Consider the following 17555-nt stretch of genomic DNA (forward strand, 5'->3'; position numbering starts at 1 on the left):
AAGAGAATCATGACCGATAATTTTGATCCGCTCGGGGCACTTGTTCCTATCGTTATCGAACAGTCCAACCGGGGCGAGCGCAGCTTCGATATCTACTCGCGCCTGTTGCGGGAGCGGATCATTTTCGTGACCGGCCAGGTCGAGGATCACATGGCCTCGCTGATCGTTGCCCAGCTGCTGTTTCTGGAATCGGAGAACCCGAAGAAGGACATCTGGATGTACATCAACTCGCCGGGCGGCGTGGTGACCAGCGGCATGGCGATCCACGACACCATGCAATATATCCGCCCCAAGGTCGGGACGGTGTGCATCGGCCAGGCCGCATCGATGGGCAGCTTCCTGCTCGCCGCGGGCGAGCCGGGGATGCGCTTTGCGCTCAGCAACGCGCGGATCATGATCCACCAGCCGTCTGGCGGCGCGCAGGGCATGGCGTCTGATATCGAGATCCAGGCCAAGGAAATCCTTCGTATCCGCCGTCGCCTGAACGATCTGTACGTGAAGTACACCGGCCAGCCGCTGGAGAAGATCGAGGCCGCCATGGATCGCGACACCTTCCTGGAAGCGGAAGAAGCGCTCGCGTTCGGCCTTGTGGACAAGGTGTACGACAAGCGTCCCGGCACCAGCGAAGAAACGCCGGCTTGATAGGGTCGGGCCGGCCGCTCACGCGGTCGGCCTTTGCATCCCGACGGCGCCGTGCATCGTCGCCGGACTTTGGGCTGTGCCGTGGTCGAGTGAGCGGCCAGCTTGTGTCCGCCGTTAAAATCTCTCTGTTCGCAGCCTGACCGGGGCCGGCCAGCATCTCCCATTGCAAAGCCGGACCGGCCCTCCCATCTTCTTTCCATTATGGCTTTTGAGCCGGCAATGTCTGGTTTACGCTATTTGGCGACATTTTCGGCACTTGTGATGCTGCAAGAAGCCGGTCTAGGATGACCGACGGAAAGAGCATCTGGGCAATTGGCGCGAGACGGCGCCAGACCAAGGAAGAGATTGAATGACAAAGCTCACAGGATCGGATTCGAAGAGCACGCTCTACTGCTCGTTCTGCGGAAAGTCGCAGCACGAAGTGCGTAAGCTCATCGCCGGCCCAACCGTGTTCATCTGCGATGAATGCGTCGAATTGTGCAACGATATCATTCGTGAAGAGACCAAAGGTGGTCTGGTCGGCCGCAAGGAAGGCGGCGTGCCGACGCCTCAGCAGATTTGCGATGTGCTGAGTGATTATGTCATCGGCCAGCAGCGCGCCAAGCGCGTGCTCTCGGTGGCTGTGCACAATCACTACAAGCGGCTGGAGCATGGCGGCAAGGCGGGCGATGTCGAGCTGGCCAAGTCCAACATCCTGCTGATCGGCCCGACGGGTTGCGGTAAGACGCTGCTCGCGCAGACGCTGGCCAAGACGTTCGACGTGCCGTTCACCATGGCGGATGCGACGACGCTGACCGAAGCTGGCTATGTCGGCGAGGATGTCGAGAACATCATCCTCAAGCTGCTCCAGGCGTCTGACTATAATGTCGAGAAGGCCCAGCGCGGCATCGTGTATATCGACGAGATCGACAAGATCAGCCGCAAGGCGGAGAATCCCTCCATCACCCGCGACGTGTCGGGCGAGGGCGTGCAGCAGGCGTTGCTCAAGCTGATGGAAGGCACGACCGCCTCGGTGCCCCCGCAGGGTGGCCGCAAGCATCCGCAGCAGGAATTCCTGCAGGTCGACACGACCAACATCCTGTTCATCGCCGGCGGTGCCTTTGCGGGGCTGGAAAAGATCATCGGCGACCGGCTTGAGGGCAAATCGATCGGCTTTGGCGCGCATGTCGCAGCGCCCGACGAACGGCGTACGGGTCAGCTGCTCAAGCAGACCGAGCCGGAAGATCTGCTCAAATTCGGCCTGATCCCCGAGTTTGTCGGTCGTCTGCCGGTCATCGCGACGCTGGAAGACCTGGACATCGCTGCGCTGGTGCAGATCCTCACCGAGCCCAAGAACGCGCTGGTGAAGCAGTATCGCAAGCTCTTTGAGCTGGAAGATGTCGAGCTGACGTTCACCGACGAAGCGCTGACGGCGATTGCTCAGCGCGCCATCGAGCGCAAGACCGGCGCGCGTGGTCTGCGGTCGATCATCGAGGCGATCCTGCTCGACACCATGTTCGATCTGCCGACGATGGAAGGCGTGACCGAAGTCGTGGTGGACAAGGATGTGGTGGAGGGCCGTAAGGACCCCGTCCGCGTCTTCGGTGCGGAAAAGCGCCAGGCGGGTGACGCGGCCTGATCGGATAATCTGACCGGCATGAAAAACGCCGCCGCCGGGGCCCGAGGGCTCCAGCGGCGGCGTTTTCGCTTGTTCAGTCAAATGCTCAGTCGAGCGTCTGCTTCACCGCATAATAAGTGAAGATCGAGTGATCGGGGTTGGACCGGCGGCTGCCGGTGCCGATGATCAGCGTCTTGCCCATCCAGTCATGTGGCCCCTCGGGCACCACGAATGTGGGCGAGAAGCAGAAATAGGCCGGCTGCGGGGTGCCGTCATCCAGTCGCGCCTCGCCCGGCTTGGCCGGGATGAGATAGCCATTGTTGTTGATGTAGATCTTCGTGCCGTCATCGGCCTGCAGCATATAGTGCGACTTGATGACGATGGTGCCATCGCCCCGCACGTTGGCATAATCGGCGCCGCTGTCCGGAATGACGATGCCGGACAGGCGCGGGCCGTAGATCGTGCCGCTGGCGCAGGGCGTGTAACCCTGATAGCCGCCACCCGGCAGCGGGCCGACCGTGCAGCGTTCAGGGCGGAAATTTACCCGCATTTCGAACACATATTCGAGATGGGCGGGGACTTGCGGATCGTTCATCGCATGCTCTCCTCTTGGCTGGATAAGGCACTGCCGCCGCCCTGCGGAAAGTGCAAGGCGGCGGCAGCTGGATTTCTTTGGAAGGCGTCAGCCGTCAGAGCAGCATGAAATAGTGGATGCGGTTGGCCTTCGGGATCTTCTCGGCAACGCCGACGAAGATGTGCTTGCCCAGCCATTCGTGCGGGCCTTCGGGCACGTCGAACTTGGGGCTCACCCGCATATAATATTCGTCCGGCCCCACATCTTCGTTGCGGGCCATGCGCTCCATGGCGTCACCTTCGGCCCAGCGATAGCCGCGGCTCTGCAGATAGATCGGCGTGCCGTCATCGGCTTCCAGCATGTAGCGCGCGTCGAAATCGATCACGCCATTGGGGCGGGACAGCGGATAGTCGCCGCCGCTCATCGGGATGACCCGGCCGCGAATGCGGGGGCCTTCGAAGGTGCCTTGGGCTGCCCACACGGCAGCGCGGGTCGCGCCCATGCTGGTGGGGGAAATCCACACCGCCGGTGTCAGGTCGATCGACACCGTGAAGGCGAATTCGAACTTCGGCGCGAAGGGATGGGGGGCAATCTCGGGCGTTACCATGAAGTGCAATCTCCTTTTTCGATGACTATCAAACAGCAGCTGTGGCGGGCAGCGTCTTGTACCGCGCGCCGAGAATTTGCGCGAACTTGCCGTCGCGCAGATAATAGAAGCCAAGGCTCTCGATGTTGAGGGTTTGCCCCTTCATCAAGGGGCCGGCGATGAAGTCGGGCCAGTCTTCCAGGCCGTAGAATTCGGTGCGAACATGGCAGGCGAGGGTGCCCGGACCGGCCGCGACGGCGAGAATGTCGAGCGTTTCGCGGACCTTGGACTTCACGTCGCGGTAGAAATCCAGAATGGCGGAACGTCCTATGATCTGGCGCTTCTCGCCCAGGTTGAACACCACGTCATCGCAATAATAGCGGCCGAAACCTTCGAAATCGTTCGCATTGAAGCGGGCGATGTAGTCGGCATAGTCGTCCTCGGTCATCCTGCGCTCCAAGAAAATTCTTGTTGTTGATTCTTCAACAGCTAAGCGGGTGGCCGCTCAGGTTCAACTGAAAAACGTCGATCTGCTTAACCGACATGCTTGCCAAGCCCCGGAATCTGGCCGATTGTTGCGCATGATAACATTGCCCATCACGGGGTCCGCCTGTTTGTGACGATGCCTGCAAAACAAATTGCCATTGCTGCACCTGAGATTGATTGGGCCGTAGAAAGACCGCGTGTTCCGCTCGATCAGGTCATGCGGGTGTTCCTGCGCAAGCCGGGGTTTCTGCTCAATCGCATCGATCAGATCGCAAATGCCCTGTACGGATCGGTGGCCTGCGGGGGCGAGACCTTGTCGCAGGCGGAAATGATGCTGGCGATTGCCGAGCGTCCGGGGAGCGATCAGGTTCGCCTCGCGCGGGCCTGCGGCAGCGACACCTCGACCACGGCGATCGTGCTGCAGAATCTCGAACTGACCGGCCTTATCGCCCGCCAGCAAGATGATCGGGATCGGCGGCGCAGTCTGCCGGTGCTGACGGCGGCCGGGGAAGCCCGCATGGACGAAATCCGGTCGTCCTTCGCCCAGCTTCAGGCGTTGCTGCTCGACCCGCTGAGCGACGACGAGCGCGGGGTGGCCATGGCGCAGCTCTCCAGCCTGGTGGAGGCCGGCAATGACGGCGCGCCGCGGTGGGACAGGCAGGACTCCTATCTGGCCAATGTGCCCAGCATGCTGTTCCGTCGCGCGCTGCAGATTCTCCATGCGCATTTCAGTGAGCAGGTCGCGCCGATGGCGGTGACCCTGCGCCAGTTCTCCGCGATGGTGATACTCGATCTGCATGGCGGCCTGAGTCAGGTCGAGTTCGCGCGGGTCTACGGGCTTGATCCCTCCACCTGCGCGATCGTTCTCAAGAAGCTGGCCCAGCGGGGGTGGTTGCAGGCAGTGCCGTCTCCGCAGGATCGTCGCAAGACGCTCTATTTCGTCACCGATGAGGGCCGGCACCAGATCGACCGCCTCCAGGCCAGCGCGGATGCAACGGAAGATGCGGTGCGATCCAACATATCGGCGCGCGCCTTCGAAGCGCTGCTCCCGCCCTTGCAATCCGTGGTGCGCGCGCACTCGGCGATCCTGCGCTATCCGGGCTTTTTCCCTTGGGATCATGAACCGCCGCAATCCTGTTGATTGCGCGTTCAACATCGATATACAACGACGTCTGACTAATTGAGGCGAGTCTCTCGCCTTTGGGGAGGACGTTCATGGCGGATATCGAACGGCGCAGCGTGCCCGTGCACAACCCACGCAGCGGCGCGACCGACTTTATGATGGAAATTGCGACGGCGGAGGACGTGGCGGCGAAGGCTGACCGTCTCCGGCGCAACCAGCAGGCCTGGGGTGCCAAGCCGCTCGCAGAGCGCATCGACGTCATGCAGCGCTGGCTGGGCGAGGTCGCCAAGCGCGCCAGCGTCATCGCCGAGGCTGATGCGATCGATACGGGCGGGTGCCACACCTCCTATCTCCAGGGCTTCATCACCATGGGCAATATCGGCGGCTGGATCGAGGACGCGCAGGCCGCGCTCGATGCGGCAAGCTATACCGGCCCCTCCAAGGCCATGCCGCAGGTGGAGGTGCGCACGCAGTTCGTGCCCTATCCGCTGGTCGGCGTGATCGGCCCTTGGAACGCGCCGATGATGCTGGTGCTGCTCGATGCCATTCCGGCCCTGTTCGCCGGTTGCGCCGTGCTCATCAAGCCCTCGGAAGTGACGCCGCGCTGGGTGCAGCCGTTGTTCGAGGCCGTGGCGCAGGTGCCGGAACTGGCCGGCGTGTTCGATTATGTTCAGGGCGATGGCGAGACGGGGCGGGCGATCATCGACACGGTCGACCTCGTCTGCTTCACGGGCAGCGTACCCACCGGCCGCAAGATCGCCGTGCAGTGCGCCGAGCGCCTGATCCCCTGCTATCTGGAACTGGGCGGCAAGGACCCGGTGATCGTCACGGAAACCGCAGATCTGGAGCGGGCGACCACCGCAGTCCTGCGCGGCGCGGTTCACGCCAATGGCATGGTCTGCTTCTCGGTCGAGCGCATTTACGTCGCCGAGGCCATCCACGATGCCTTCGTCGCGCTCCTGGTCGAGAAGGCGAAGAAGGTGCGCCTCAACAGCGACGATCCGCGCGCCGGCCATCTCCATCCCTTCACCTTCGCACCGCAGGCAGAGATTGTGACGCGCCACATCGCCGACGCGGTCGGGAAGGGAGCCAAAGTCCTCACCGGCGGGGCCGTCGAGCAGATCGATGGCGGGCTCTACATGCGCCCGACGGTGCTGACCGGCGTGACCCACGACATGCTGGTCATGCGGGACGAAACCTTCGGGCCGATCCTGCCGGTCATGCCGTTCAAGACGGTTGAGGAGGCGATTGCCCTCGCCAACGACACCATTTTCGGCCTTACGGCGAACGTCGTTGCGGGCAGCGCGGAAGAAGCGATGGCGATCGGCCTGCAGATCAATGCCGGCTCCGTGTTCATGCAGGATACCTTCCTGACCTTCGCCAAGAACCGCACGGTTGGCAGCAATGCCTTTGGCGCGTCCGGCGTGGGCGGCGGCTCGCGCACCGGCCCGGAGGCGATCCTGCGCTATGTGCGCCGCAAGGCCCTGCTCACCAACCATGGCGAGCCGGCCGATATCCAGAACGATCACCATCTTGGAAAACCGGGAGGACACTGACATGGCATGGGAACTGAGCGCACTCGACCGGCTCGAAATTCAGGAGCTTTATTCGCGCTACGCCTGGGGGATCGACCTCGCCGATGAAGAGACGGCGATGTCCACCTTCGCGCAGGACGCCTGGTTCGATCACCTCTGGCAGGGCCGGGTGCAGGGCCACGAGGCGATCCTGGAGAATCTGCGCTCGCTGTGGAACGACCGGCAGAGCTGGTGGTATGGGCGCCAGCACATCATGAACACGCTGATCATGGACCCACGCCCGGAGCAGGGCGAGGTGGACGTGCGCTGCTTCTTCCAGATCCTACAGTTTCAGACCGATTACCACACCAACTTCGTGTTCGGCATCGGCACCCGGCAGGACCATGTGACCAAGAAGGAAGGCGTGTGGCGGTTCCAGTCACTGCACGTCAACGCCTGGACCGCCGCCGATCAGGTGCCGTGGAAAGGCGAGATCCTGCTCAAGAAAAAGCCGAGCCATCAGGCTCCGCCGGTTGCGGGGAAGAAGTGATGCAGATCACCGCTGCCGTCAGTCGCGGCAATCAGCCGGCGCCGGTGCTTGAAACGCTGGAGCTGGAAGCGCCGCGCGCGGGCGAGATGCTCGTGCGTATGGTCGCGGTCGGCATCTGCCACACCGATTTGCATGAGCATCCGGGGCGTCACGCGCCGCATCCTATCGTGCTGGGTCATGAGGGCGCGGGCGTGGTCGAGGCTCTGGGTGAGGGCGTGCGCGGGTTCGCGGTGGGCGACCATGTGCTCCTCTCGGGCAGCAGCTGCGGCGTGTGCCCCAGTTGCGTGGCCGGTCGGCCGACCTATTGCGATCTGGCGATGCCGATGAACTTCGGCGGCAAGCGCCTCGATGGCTCGACGGCGCTGGCGTGCAGGGATGAGCGCATCCACTCGCATTTCTTCGGCCAGTCTTCGTTCGCGACGCACAGCATCGTGCCGGAGCGCACGGCGGTGAAGGTGGACAAGGATATTCCGCTGGAACTGCTGGCCCCGCTCGGCTGCGGAGTCATCACTGGCGCCGGATCGGTGATCGAGGCGCTGAAGGTGGGGGCAGGGGATACCATCGCGATCTTCGGGGTCGGTGGCGTCGGCCTCTCTGCGGTGATGGCCGCCAAGCTGGTGGGCGCGAAGCGGATCGTCGCGGTGGACATCAACCCGGGCCGGCTGGAGCTTGCGCGCGAACTGGGCGCGACCGATGCGATCCGCTCCGACGGCGAGGACGTCGCCAAGCAGATTCGCGCGGTTACCGGTCGCGGCGTGGACTTCACCTTCAACACCACCACCGTGCCAGCCGTCCACACCATGGCGCTGGAATGCCTCGCAATGAACGGCACTGCCGGCTTCGTCGCGGCGCCTCGGGGGGAATGGGCGCCGGCCATGTTCCCCATGCTGGCCGGTGGCAAGCAGTTGCGCGGCATACTCGGCGGCGACGCCAATCCGCGCACCTTCCTGCCGATGCTGATCGATTACTGGCGGCAAGGGCGCTTCCCGTTCGATCGGCTGATCGAGACCTACGCCTTTGATGAGATCGGCAAGGCGTTTCATGATTGTGAGGCGGGCACGGTGATCAAGCCGGTGCTCAAGGTTGGAGATGCTGCATGACCCCCGAAATCCGCAAACAGCTTGAAGCGTTCGGCACGGAACTGACCCCGGACATGATGGGCGGCACGCAGGGAATCTACCGCGCCCTGCAGCCCGGCATTCCGGCGGGCGCCAGGGTGACGCGCGACCATCAATATGGTCCCGATGCACGCAATCGGCTGGATATCTTCACACGCGACGGGCTTTCCGGCGCGCCGGTGCTGGTCTTCGTCCATGGCGGCGGCTTCGTGATGGGCGACAAGACCACCGAAGGCTCGCCCTTTTACGACAATATCGGCAGCTTCGCCGTGGATGAGGGCTATGTCGGCGTCACCATGACCTACCGGCTCGCCCCTGCCGCCACCTGGCCGGCCGGCGGCGAGGACGTGGCCAATGCCGTCATCTGGCTACGCGAGAATGTGGCGCAATTCGGCGGCGATCCGGACCGCATCTTCGTGATGGGGCAGTCGGCGGGCGCGGTGCACGTGGCCGATTGCGTCGCGCGCTTCTCGCCGCAGATTGCCGGCGCGCTGATGTGCTCGGGGATTTACGACGTGGCCGCGGCCGAGCCGAACCAGTTCCAGAAATCCTATTATGGCGAGGACCCGGCCGGCTGGGCGCAGGCGTCCACCGTGGCCGGGCTGCTCACCAGCAAGATCCCGCTGTTCTTCTCGGTCTGCGAGTTCGATCCGGTGCCGTTCCAGCAGCAGGCCGCGAGCCTGGCTGCCCGCTACGCCATAACCAACAAGGCCTTTCCAAGGCTGCATTGGCTGGGAGGCCACAACCACCTGTCACCTGTGCTCGAGATCGGGACGCCAGACAGCGACCTTGAGCATCACATCATGAACTTCATCGCCACCGTCTGAGGCAGATTCTTCAGGAGGACCCCATGGTCGAACCCATTCAATTTCCCGATGTCGAGTTGTATCGCGGCTGGGGCGAGCCGATGCGCGCCAATATCGAGCTGCGTGGGCTGGAGCTGATTTCCGGCGCCATCCCCGATGGGCTGGAAGGCGGCCTGTATCGCGTCGGCGCCGACCGGCAATATCCCTCCGGCCGCACCGATGACATCTTCATTGATGGCGAAGGCCAGATGCACATGATCCGCTTCAAGGACAATCAGGCGGACTATGTCGTCAAATGGGTCGAGACGGATCGCTACAAGGCGCAGAAGGCCGCCCGTCGCGGGCTCTTCGGCAGCTACCGCAACCGCTATACGGTCGATGAAAGCGCCAAGGAAATCCATCTTGGTACGGCCAACACCACGGCGATGTTCCATGCCGGCCATCTCTATGCGTTGAAGGAAGATGACCTCCCTTACGAGATCGACCCCGACACGCTGGAAACCAAGGGCCGCGTCGACTTCGACGGACAGATATTGTCCGAGACGTTTACGGCGCATCCCAAGGTAGACCCGATCACCAACGAGCTGCTGGCGTTCGGCTATCAGGCCAAGGGCGATGCGACCAAGGATTTCGTGTTCTACGTCTTCGGGCCGGATCGCAAGATTAAGACCGAGATCTGGTTCGAGATGCCCTATGCAGCCTGCGTCCATGATTTCGCGATCACCGATGAATGGGTGGTCGTGCCGTTCTTCCCGCTCATCACCGATCTCGACGTGGTGAAGCAGGGCGGGCCTTATTATCAGTGGCACCCCGATCAGCCTGTGCATGTCGCGCTGGTGCCGCGTTATGGCAAAGCGGAGGATATTCGCTGGTTCAAGGGGCCAACCGGCAGCGCCGGTCACATGATGAATGCCTATCGCGAAGGCACGAAGGTCCATCTCGACCTGTGCTATTATGATGGCAATTGCTTCCCCTTCTTCACCACGCCGCAGGGCGAGGAGACAGCGCCGGTTCCGCCATTCCTGACGCGCATGACGTTCGATCTCGCCAGCAATGAGGACAGCTTCACCACCCAGCGCCTGCTGAACATTCCGGGCGAGATGCCGCGCACGGACGATCGCTATCAGGGGCGGCCCTATCGCTATGGCTTCCTGCTCGCACGCGCGCAGGATGGATCGAGCGGCACGGCGCGGTTCGACAACCAGACAGGCGAGTTCCAGATCTGGAAGCCTGGCCCGGGCGATAGCGTGCAGGAGGCGCAGTTCGTGCCGCGCACGCCGGACGCGCCGGAAGGCGATGGGTGGCTGCTCGTGCTGGTCGCACGCGGTGCTAAGAACCGCAGCGATCTGGCCATTCTGGACGCGCAAAACCTGGCGGCCGGGCCGGTTGCGCTGCTCAAGCTGCCCGTCCGCGTTCGCTCGACCTTCCACGGCACCTGGGTGCCGGAGGAGACGCTCAAGAGCGGCCAGTATAATATGAAGCTCAGCTCGGCGGCCTGATCGCTTACACCTATCGGCCGACCGGTTCCCTGTAGACCGGGCGGGCCTCAAACAGAAAGGGCGGCCCTCGCATCATCGCGAGGCCGCCCTTTTCCTTTTCACCCGACCACCGTCGAGCGCGCATATCAATGCGCGAGCGCGACGGGCTCTCTATCCTTCGCCTCTTCCTGGCGGCGGATATAGGCGAGGGCGAACATCAAGATCGCGGTGCCAAGCGGTAGCGCTGCCGTCAGCGCGAGGGTGAGTTGCAGCGAGTAGTGCTGGGCGAGCGCGAAGCCGCCCGCAATCGGCGCCACGATGCCGCCAATGCGCCCGGCGCCACCGGCCCAGCCCAATGCCGTGCTGCGCATCCGGGGCGGATAGACTTGGGCGATCATCGTGTTGAGGCCGGACTGTCCGCCGGTCTGGAAGAACTGCCAGGTGAGCAGCGCGACCACGAAGAAGGCGGAGTAGAAGGGCACCCAGCCCAGCAGGTTGATGGTCACGGCCAGCATGACATAGAAGCAGGCGATGAGCAGGGCAGGGCGCATCCGGTCCATCAGCCAGCCGATGGAGAGCGTGCCCGCGACCCCGCCGAGATAGCCGATCATGGCGACCTTCGCGAAATCCTGGATGGGGACGCCCGCCATTTCGAGGAAGAAGGTCGGCATCCAGGCGCTAAGCAGGGCCGTGTTGGTCATGCTGAGGGTGCAGGCAGCCCAGACCAGTGCCGTCATGGTCAGGCGACCCTCGGAGAACACGTCGGACAGCTTGGCCTTGCGCCCCTTGGCGCCACCGCTCTCGATCACGAACAGTTCGTCGCCCCGCAGGTCGACATTGCGGTCGATCTTGCGGATCGTGGTCGCGATCCGCTGGTCGGACGGGTTGCGCTCGGCCCGGAACTTGAGCGATTCCGGCACGATCAGGAAGAGCAGCACCGCGCAGGTAATCGGCACAAGGCCGCCGATCCAGAAGCCGCTTTCCCAGCCATAGCTGTCCAGCAGCCACGCCGCGACGACGCCGCTGGCGGCACTGCCGGTCGAGAAGCCGACAAGCGCCAGAGAGATCAGCGTCGAGCGTTTGCGCTTGGGGGTCAGCTCGGAGATCAGCGCCATGGCCATGGGCAGGCCCGCCGCCATGAACACGCCGGCAATGCCGCGCAGAACAGCCAGCTGCGTAAGCGTCTGGGCATGGATGCTGCCGATGGTGATCGTGCCGAAGATGAGGCAGGAGACCATGAGCATGAACCGCCGTCCGAACCGGTCCGCCAGCGGGGCGATGCTGAAGGCACCAATGGCGAGGCCGATCTGCTGATAAACGAACACCTTGGTCATGGCCTCGGAGGTCTCTCCGAAATCTGCAGCGATGGCCGGCGCGATCTTGCCGATCATGAAGATATCGAACCCGTCGATGAAGCAGACCAGAACGCAGACGAGCAGCGCCATGATCTGGGTGGCGCTGATCCGCGACCGATCGATGAAGTCTTCGACGTCAAACCTGTTCATATTCAGCCATCCCGCATCCATCCGGCCGACCAGCCGGGCTTTTTATCGGATTGCACCAAAACACGGTGTTGATGGGGAATCAACATCCTTATAGGGCAAAGTTGCAGATTAGCGGTTGTGACGGGCGGCGATGTCGCTCATGGGGCCCGCGCGAGAGCCGGTGCGACGCGGTTTCGACGGGATCGGAACAAGAGGCGCCACCGGCCCGCAGGCCAGGGTCCATCGTGGCATGGATGCGACACTTTCTGACAAAGTCATCAATATTTCCTGCTCGATGAGAAATTTTCTTGTTTTCTCATCGGTGCTCTTCCAATGGCGCAGGCTGGAGTATCGGGCAAAGTCAATATCTCGGAGTATTGGCGATGCTCGGCTGGTCTTATGCCAGCGGGAGAAGGATGCAGTACAGGCGAAGCCCGTGGCTTCGATCAGGCCCTCATCGTGCCTGATCGGCTCACAGGCAAAGGCGATCTCGTTCGTCTTGGCGCATAAGTCCTCTCTGCTGATCACTCCAATAACGCGGTGAAGCTGCGTGGTGTCCTGGCCCGTTTGCGGGCGGCGCTGTCTCCGGGCGGCGCGGGGATGCGGCGCGGCATTCACCCATCGATCAATGGGCCTGCGCCCGCGTTTTGGGAGATTTGGAATGTCGTTTTCGTTGAGGAACAAGCTTCTGGGCATGGCGGGTGCGTCCGTCTTTGCCATGAGCATCGCAGCGCCCGCACAGGCGCAGGACGATGCCGCTGCCCAGGCGCAGTCCCCGCGCGCCGGTGTCGAAGAGATCGTCGTGACCGCGACGCGCTCGGCCACCAACCTGCAGGAAACGCCGCTGGCCATCACCGCCGTGACCGCTAATGCGCTGACCGATCGGGCGATCAACAACATTCAGGACGTCGCGGCGATCGTGCCGAACGCCAGCTTCGCGGCTGCCAACGCATCGTTCGGGCGCGCCGTGCAGGCCTATATTCGCGGCATCGGCCAGTATGACTTCAACCTGGCGTTCGAGCCGGGCGTGGCCTTCTATGTCGACGACCAATATTATGCGCTGCTCGCCGGCTCGACCTTCGATCTGCTCGATCTTGAGCGCGTCGAAGTGCTGCGCGGTCCGCAGGGCACGGTGTTCGGCCGCAACGCCATTGGCGGCGCCGTCAACCTGATCTCCAAGGCACCTGACGCGACACCTTCGGCCTATGTCGAAGCGACCGTGGGCAGCTACAACCGCACCGACCTGCGCGCCGGATTTAACGTGCCGCTCTCGGAGAACCTCTTCTTCCGCGTCTCAGGCGTTTCGAAGAAGCGCAAGGGCTACCAGAAGCTGCTCGACTTCCGTTGTGACATGGTGCGTCAGGGCACGCCTGGCCTCGCCGGCAGGTTCCCCTCGCTCGATCCCTCGGACGGCTTCCTCTCCGGCGCCTCGCAGACCGATTGCGAACTGGGCCGCTATGGCGGTGAAAGCGTCGTCGCCTTGCGCGGTGCGCTGCGTTACGCCGGCACCGGCATCGACCTGACGCTCTCGGCTGACTACACCAACGATGATTCCCCGGCGGTGGCGAACAAGCAACTGCGCATCGTGCCGAGTGCAGCTACGCAGGCGCTTGATGCGGCCGTTTATCAGCCGCTGTGGGGGGTCAGCTATGACAGCCGCTTCCTCACCAACAGCCCCTACACCACCTACGCCACCTATTGCGATCCGATCCCGGCTGGGACCAACATCGCCGGCACCTATTATAACGGTGGGTCGGACCGTGGCGGCCAGTGCTTCGACCGCAAGGCTGTGATCGAGAATTACGGCTTCAGCGGCAAAGCCGTGGTCGATCTGACCCAGGACCTGACGCTCACCGTGCTGGGCAGCTACCGCAACGTCTTCACGACGGCGGTGAACGATACCGACGGGTCGCCGCTGAGCCTGCAGACCACCAAGTCCATCATTACGCATGAGCAGTGGACGGTCGAACCGCGCCTCAACTACACCAGCCCGCTGTTCGATGTGACCGCCGGTCTGTTCTACTACAAGGGCAAGGGCCTGACGACGTCCAACGTCTCGATCCCGTTCCTCAACTTCCAGCAGAACGCCCGCATTAGCGTGGATAGCGAAGCCAAGGCCGCTTATGCGCAGGCGCAGGTTCGTCCGCTCGATCGGCTGCAGCTCACCGCTGGCCTGCGCTACTCGGAGGATACTAAGGACACGCTGTTCAACAACGGCCAGGGCGGCATCATTCGCCCCGTGCTCGTCAAGGACGACCGCATCGATTACCGCTTCGGCGCGGACTACAAGCTGACCGATTCCGTGATGGTCTACGGCTCGATCGCGTCGGGCTATCGTCCCGGTGCGTTCAACCCGCGTCCGTTCCAGGCCTCGCAGCTCGTGCCCGTCGCGGCCGAGGAAATGGTCGCCTACGAACTCGGCTTCAAGGGTGACTTCTTCGACCGTCGCCTGCGCCTGAACGTGGCCGGCTTCTATTCGGACTACTCCTCGCGCATCGTCTCACAGAGCGGTTCGGAGTGCATCAACAATGGCACGACCGGTGTCTGCACGCTCGCCGGAACGCAGGTCGATCCGGCTGTGACCGGCGGCAACGAGCTGTGCCGCGCCTATAATCCGGCAACGGACGGCGCGGTCAACCTCGCGCAGGGCATTGGCGTGGCTTGCATCTCCAAGACCAACTACGTCAATTCGCCGGGCAAGGTGAAGGGCTTCGAGGTCGAGCTGGAGGCCCGTCCGGTCGATGGCCTGACGTTCAACCTCGCGGGCGGTTACACGCACTTCGATGCGCCGGAACTGCGGAACGATCCGCTCGTCGTGAACCAGACGCCGGTCTATGTGCCGCAGTGGACGGGTTCGGCTGGTATCCAGTACGAGATCCCGGTCGAGCAGCTGGGTGGCTCCATCACGCCGCGGATCGACGGCTTCTACCAGTCGAAGATCTCGTTTAACTCGCGCAGCCCGATCGCCCAGATCCCCGGCCGCGCCGTGTTCAACGGGCGGATCAGCTACCAGAACGATGCGGGCGACCTAACCGTGGCGGTCGGTGCGACCAACCTGTTCAACAAGCAATATTACTACAACATCTTCGATCTGGTGCCCTTCGGCCAGCCCACCACGGAAGCCCAGCCGGGCCGTCCCCGCGAGTGGTATCTCTCGGTGCGCAAGAGCTTCTGACCAGCGCCTGACAGCATCAGGCTGACATGAAGGAAGGCCGCCCCGGAGACATCCGGAGCGGCCTTTCTCTTTTAGTGCGTGTGGGGCAGGGTGGCAGGGTGGCAGGGTGGCAGGGCGGCCGCGCCGCCCCGTCCTTGTGCCTCAGCGGCTGGCGACGGGCGTGACGCCCATTTCCTTGAGCAGCCGCTGCGCGCCGTCGACCTTGTCCATCGTCCAGAGCATGAAGCGGCTGTCGACGTGGATCGTGCGGTTGCGCTCGGCCACGTAGGCCCAGTCGGAGATCACGCCTTCCAGCGTGCCGTCGAACGCCAGGCCAACGAATTCGCCGCGCGCATTCAGCGTCGAGGAGCCCGAGTTGCCGTTGGTGATGTCGACATTGGACATGAAGTCCACCGGCAGCGTGCCCAGCTCCGGCGCGGCATAGGGGCCGTAGTCCTTGGCCCTGATCGCATCGATTGCGCCCTGCGGGGCATTAAACTCGCCCTTGCCGGTCTGCTTGGCGAGAAGGCCCTCGGCGGTGGTGAAGGCGGTCCAGATCTGGCCGTCCTTCTCCTTGCCCATGACCTTGCCCCAGGTCAGGCGCAGCGAGCTGTTGGCATCGGGATAGAGGGGCAGGCCGGCCGCCTGCTTGTAGGCCATCAGACCCTTCATATAGCCCGCCCGCGCAGCCTGCGTGCGACCCGAGCGGGCCTTGGCGGCCTGCTCGCTTTCCATGTCGCCGGCATAGAGCGCGATGGCGAGCTTGATGAAGGGATCGTCCGAGGTCTCGAAGGCGGAGGCGGGCTTGTCCAGCCAGCCCAGCCGGGTTGGCGTGTCGCCCAGCTTGGTTTCGCCATAGAGCCGGTCGAAGCCGATCTGCGTCAGCGCGGCCTCGAACCTGGCATCGCGATCCGCCGCGTCGAGCTGGCGATATTCGGCAAGGGCAGCCTCGAACAATTGACGATCGATCTTGGGCAGGAAGCGGCGCTCAACCTGACGGAGCCGGTCGACAATGCTCTCGCGGTCGCGCTGCTGGAAGCCGCTCTCGCGCTGGGCGTCGGGCTTTTCCTGCTCCTTGGCCCAGCGATACAGGGTGCGGGCCGCGCCGAGCAGTTGCGCGCGGTTGAGCAGGGAGGTGCGCAGGCCGGTGAGGGAAGCCTTGTTATTCTCGATGACCACCGCATCCAGCGCCGCAATGTCCGCGCCATAGCGCGCCTGACGGGCCGCGTCGGCAGCGACCCAGTCGCGGAAGGCCTTTTCCTCGGCCGGCTTGCGCTCATCGAGGCGGATGGCGTCGGCACCGACGAGGTCGCCGGCGAGCTTCTTCTCGTAATTCTCGGCCCCCGCGAGGATCGAGGCGTAACGGATCTGGGCTTCGCGGTCGCCCGCCGTCACCTTGTCGATCTGCGTCGCGTAATCGCTCAGCAGGCGCTGCCAGAGCGGCTCATATTCCGCGAAGTTGAACAGCACTTCATCGCTGGTGCGCAGGCGGTTCGTGGTGCCGGGGAAGCCGGCGACCATCACGAAATCGCCTTCCTTCACACCCTGCGAGGCAATGCGCAGCCAGGACTTCGGGCGGTAGGGGACGTTCTCCTTCGCGAAAGGCTTTGAGCTGCCGTCCGGCCCGACATAGGCGCGATAGAAGCCGAAGTCGCCGGTGTGGCGCGGCCACATCCAGTTGTCTGTCTCGCCGCCGAAATTGCCGAGCCCTTCGGCCGGCGCATAGACGAGGCGGACGTCCTGAATCTCGAGTTGCTGCTGGAGATAATAGGCCGCGCCGCCATAATAAGGCCGCACGTCGCAGCGGCGGTTGGCCTGCTTCTCGCAGGCCGAGATCAGTGCCTTGCGATTGGCGTCCAGCTTCTCGTACCGGGCGAGGCCATCGAGGCGGGGCGTCACGCCGCGCATCATCGCGCTGGTCACGTCGCGCAGATCCTCGATCACATAGATGCGCGATCCGGGCGCGGCGGGCAGTTCCTCGCCCAGCTCCTTGGCGAGAAAGCCATTGGTCAGATAATCCCGGCCTTCGCCGCTGTTATACTGGATGGACCCTTGCACGCAGTGATGGTTGGTCGCGACCAGCCCTTCGGGGCTGAGGAATGCAGCCGAGCAGCCGCCGAGCGAAACGATGGCGTTCAGCGGCGCGGCATCCAGCCGTCCCAGCTGATCGGGTGAGAGCGCCAGACCGTCGGCCTTGAGCGCGGCGCCAATGTCCTTGATCTGGCCCGGCATCCACATGCCTTCATTGGCAGCGGCCGGAGCGGCAAGGGCGAGGAGGGCGGTGCAGCCCGCGAGAGAAACGATATGATGGACACGCCGAGGCATGAGGCAAGGCTCCTGCAAATTTTGAGGTTGCCCTGCCTATCGCGCCATGAATGGGTGAACGCAAGCCGGGGCAGCCCGTTCGACCGGACCACCCTGAGCTGACGCTACGTCACCGGCA

General features: G+C 63.5%; 15 protein-coding genes. 9 read left to right on the top strand and 6 right to left on the bottom strand.

What is annotated here, in order from left to right; translation table 11 throughout:
- The first annotated feature begins 9 nt into the window (after window positions 1-9).
- Both clpP and clpX read left to right on the top strand, forming a co-directional pair.
- A complete protein-coding gene (gene clpP, locus M2332_RS00460) occupies window positions 10-642 on the top strand; it encodes an ATP-dependent Clp endopeptidase proteolytic subunit ClpP (protein WP_181559305.1) in 633 nt (210 codons plus the stop codon).
- Window positions 643-991: 349 nt separating this feature from the next.
- The gene (gene clpX / locus M2332_RS00465; protein WP_181559306.1) at window positions 992-2260 is read left to right on the top strand and encodes an ATP-dependent Clp protease ATP-binding subunit ClpX; all 1269 of its coding nucleotides are present in this window, start codon (window positions 992-994) and stop codon (window positions 2258-2260) included.
- Window positions 2261-2345: 85 nt separating this feature from the next.
- Here the strand turns inward: clpX and M2332_RS00470 are convergent, their stop codons facing one another.
- The 3 genes from M2332_RS00470 to M2332_RS00480 all read right to left on the bottom strand — a co-directional run bounded on the left by M2332_RS00470 (window position 2346) and on the right by M2332_RS00480 (window position 3847).
- Window positions 2346-2834, bottom strand: coding sequence for a DUF3237 domain-containing protein (locus tag M2332_RS00470; RefSeq protein WP_264572532.1), 489 nt, complete (start codon window positions 2832-2834; stop codon window positions 2346-2348).
- A 94-nt stretch (window positions 2835-2928) separates the two neighbouring features.
- Window positions 2929-3420 carry a DUF3237 domain-containing protein gene (locus M2332_RS00475; protein WP_264572533.1) on the bottom strand — a complete coding sequence of 164 codons (492 nt, stop codon included), beginning with the start codon at window positions 3418-3420 and terminating at the stop codon, window positions 2929-2931.
- A gap of 28 nt (window positions 3421-3448) precedes the next feature.
- Window positions 3449-3847, bottom strand: coding sequence for a nuclear transport factor 2 family protein (locus M2332_RS00480; protein WP_181559309.1), 399 nt, complete (start codon window positions 3845-3847; stop codon window positions 3449-3451).
- Window positions 3848-4021: 174 nt separating this feature from the next.
- On the opposite strand from M2332_RS00480, the gene M2332_RS00485 reads away from it, so the two are divergent.
- The 6 genes from M2332_RS00485 (at window position 4022) to M2332_RS00510 (ending at window position 10495) form a co-directional block, all read left to right on the top strand.
- Window positions 4022-5026, top strand: coding sequence for a MarR family winged helix-turn-helix transcriptional regulator (locus tag M2332_RS00485; RefSeq protein ID WP_264572534.1), 1005 nt, complete (start codon window positions 4022-4024; stop codon window positions 5024-5026).
- A gap of 74 nt (window positions 5027-5100) precedes the next feature.
- Window positions 5101-6564, top strand: a complete 1464-nt coding sequence (locus tag M2332_RS00490; RefSeq protein WP_264572535.1) for an aldehyde dehydrogenase family protein — start codon at window positions 5101-5103, stop codon at window positions 6562-6564.
- Window position 6565: 1 nt separating this feature from the next.
- The gene (locus M2332_RS00495) at window positions 6566-7072 is read left to right on the top strand and encodes a nuclear transport factor 2 family protein (RefSeq protein ID WP_181559312.1); all 507 of its coding nucleotides are present in this window, start codon (window positions 6566-6568) and stop codon (window positions 7070-7072) included.
- On the top strand, window positions 7072-8172 hold the full coding sequence (locus M2332_RS00500; RefSeq protein ID WP_264572536.1) for an NAD(P)-dependent alcohol dehydrogenase: 1101 nt from the start codon (window positions 7072-7074) through the stop codon (window positions 8170-8172). The genes M2332_RS00495 and M2332_RS00500 overlap by 1 nt, the downstream gene beginning before the upstream one ends.
- The gene (locus M2332_RS00505; RefSeq protein WP_181559314.1) at window positions 8169-9017 is read left to right on the top strand and encodes an alpha/beta hydrolase; all 849 of its coding nucleotides are present in this window, start codon (window positions 8169-8171) and stop codon (window positions 9015-9017) included. Before M2332_RS00500 ends, M2332_RS00505 begins: the two co-directional genes overlap by 4 nt.
- Before the next feature lie 23 nt (window positions 9018-9040).
- Entirely contained in the window at window positions 9041-10495 is a 1455-nt protein-coding gene (locus M2332_RS00510; protein ID WP_264572537.1) for a carotenoid oxygenase family protein, read from the top strand.
- Between the two features lie 125 nt (window positions 10496-10620).
- Here the strand turns inward: M2332_RS00510 and M2332_RS00515 are convergent, their stop codons facing one another.
- Window positions 10621-11979 (bottom strand): MFS transporter, encoded by a 1359-nt coding sequence (locus M2332_RS00515; RefSeq protein WP_264572538.1) that lies wholly within the window; start codon window positions 11977-11979, stop codon window positions 10621-10623.
- Window positions 11980-12087: 108 nt separating this feature from the next.
- Complete coding sequence (locus M2332_RS00520) at window positions 12088-12642, bottom strand: hypothetical protein (protein WP_264572539.1); 555 nt, start codon at window positions 12640-12642, stop codon at window positions 12088-12090.
- Between M2332_RS00520 and M2332_RS00525 the strand changes: the two genes are divergently transcribed.
- The gene (locus M2332_RS00525; protein ID WP_264572540.1) at window positions 12632-15133 is read left to right on the top strand and encodes a TonB-dependent receptor; all 2502 of its coding nucleotides are present in this window, start codon (window positions 12632-12634) and stop codon (window positions 15131-15133) included. The genes M2332_RS00520 and M2332_RS00525 overlap by 11 nt on opposite strands.
- Before the next feature lie 141 nt (window positions 15134-15274).
- On the opposite strand, the gene M2332_RS00530 is transcribed toward M2332_RS00525, so the two are convergent.
- On the bottom strand, window positions 15275-17437 hold the full coding sequence (locus M2332_RS00530) for a S46 family peptidase (protein WP_264572541.1): 2163 nt from the start codon (window positions 17435-17437) through the stop codon (window positions 15275-15277).
- Window positions 17438-17555 lie beyond the last annotated feature (118 nt).

Origin of the sequence: Sphingobium sp. B11D3A (assembly GCF_025961695.1) — a bacterium.
Classification (GTDB): Bacteria; Pseudomonadota; Alphaproteobacteria; order Sphingomonadales; family Sphingomonadaceae; genus Sphingobium.